General features: G+C 72.6%; 2 protein-coding genes. One reads left to right on the top strand and one right to left on the bottom strand.

Translation table 11 applies throughout. From position 1 onward, the window contains the following. The first annotated feature begins 313 nt into the window (after positions 1-313). The gene (locus CCN72_RS34410; RefSeq protein WP_086812268.1) at positions 314-877 is read left to right on the top strand and encodes a hypothetical protein; all 564 of its coding nucleotides are present in this window, start codon (positions 314-316) and stop codon (positions 875-877) included. A 335-nt stretch (positions 878-1,212) separates the two neighbouring features. On the opposite strand, the gene CCN72_RS34405 is transcribed toward CCN72_RS34410, so the two are convergent. Next, complete coding sequence (locus CCN72_RS34405) at positions 1,213-1,638, bottom strand: hypothetical protein (RefSeq protein WP_244174622.1); 426 nt, start codon at positions 1,636-1,638, stop codon at positions 1,213-1,215. Positions 1,639-1,759 lie beyond the last annotated feature (121 nt).

Genomic DNA, 1,759 nt, shown 5'->3' with positions numbered 1-1,759 from the left:
GCGGTGGGGCGGGCGCGGTGTCCGTGAGCGGGAGGTGAGCGGCGGGTCGGCGGGCCGGCGGTGGGACCACCAGGTCCGTGGCCGCGGGGTCATGTGAGGGTGTACGGGGGCGTGCGCGGAACGCGCGCCCGTACGCGCTGTCGACGATCCGGACAGCTGCCCTGCCGTGAGCACGGCTCCGCCGGGGTCGGGCCCCGTGCACCATCTCGCGTGCTTTACCTGCGCTTTGGGTGAACCTGGCCATTACGTTAACCTCGTCGCGTCCGGCCCGCACCAGGCCGTCGACACCATCGGCGAACAGAGGACCACCGTCGTGCGCAAGCGCGCCAGAGCCGCCACCACCCTCGCCGTACTGCTCGCCGCCATATCGGTCGGCGGTTGTGGTGCGCGCTCGGACACCGGGCCCAACTCGGCCGCCACCGAGGCGGGTTCCGGCACCCCGTCGACGGATACCGCACCCGCCGGCTGGGGCAAGGGCGATTACGAGAAGGCCATGAAGCGCCTCACCCGGACCCTGCGCGACACGGACGCCGAACTCGTCGACAGCGGCTTCCCGGACATCATGGACGGCATCAGCCGGACCTTCCGCACTCCCGGCGCGCACCCGTACCGCCTCGACATCGACTGCGCCGCGCCCGGCACCGGCGAACTCACCCTCACCCTCAAGCGCGGGGACGAGGAACAGGACTGGGCGGTGACCTGCAACGACCAGGAAGCCGACCGGTTCAACATCCCCGCCACCGACAAGCCGTTCACGGCGTCGATCGCCGCGCCCGACAGCAAGACCACCGGCGTCATCCACTGGCGGCTGGTCACCGTCCGCGAGGACCGGGCCGCGGACGAGTGCGGCGACGACATCAAAGGCTGCGACGGCTGAGGACACGTCAACGCGGCTTCACATCAAGGCGGGTTGCCCCCTGGGGCGTGGCACGAAATTCACCTTCTGCTGCGCATACCCGGATGAATGAGGGCGGCGCGTCACCGTCGCCCCGCGCCACCCGGTGGCCCCGGGCCGGCTGCCGGGTTTCCGTGCGCTCAGGGGGAGCAGCCGAGCGGTGACAGGGGCGCAGACCACCGGCACCGGCAGGCGGTCCCCCGTGCACGCGGATCAGGCGCGTCATCCCCGTACATCACGCAAGCGGGGGATCCCCCGCGGCACGTCCGTGCAGGACGGCCGTTCACACCGGCGGCGTCCGACCGCCGCGCAGGTGGTCAGGCGGGCACCGGGACGAGGGTCGTTGCGACGGACCGCCTGCGGAGTCCCTCCGCCAGGTACGCCATCTCCACGGACGTGCCCACCAGCCCGGCTCCGCTCAACTCGGCGGCCCGCAGCCGGGCTTCGGCCGGCGACAGATGGTACGTCTCGCGCAGGGCCCGCAGCACCGGGACGAGACCGGCATCCCCGGCCACCGCGCGAAGCCGGACCGCCCCGTGCTCGGCGAGCAGTGCCTGCCTGATCTCCCAGGGAGCCGGGCCCGTGCCCGTCTCGCACCACGCGTCGGAGCAGCCTCGGCATCGCCCTTCGGCGCCCCAGCGCAGCAGGCCCCGGTCGATGAACCGGCCGAGATCGCGGACCAGTACGCCACCGCAGACCCCGCAGGCTGAGGTGACCTGCACTCCCTGGGTGGCGGTGATCACCGGTATTTCTCCCCACGTCGTCGTTCTGCCCGATCCTGCCGCAAGCACCACAGGACGGCGAGTGGATCGTCCGCGGCTCAGGGTCCGGCGGCGGGGACATGCCCCGCGGGCCGGTGGCCCG

The sequence above is a fragment of the Streptomyces murinus genome, from assembly GCF_002154555.1.
GTDB classification, from domain to species: Bacteria; Actinomycetota; Actinomycetes; order Streptomycetales; family Streptomycetaceae; genus Streptomyces; species Streptomyces murinus.
This window is presented reverse-complemented; position numbering and strand designations above follow the sequence as displayed.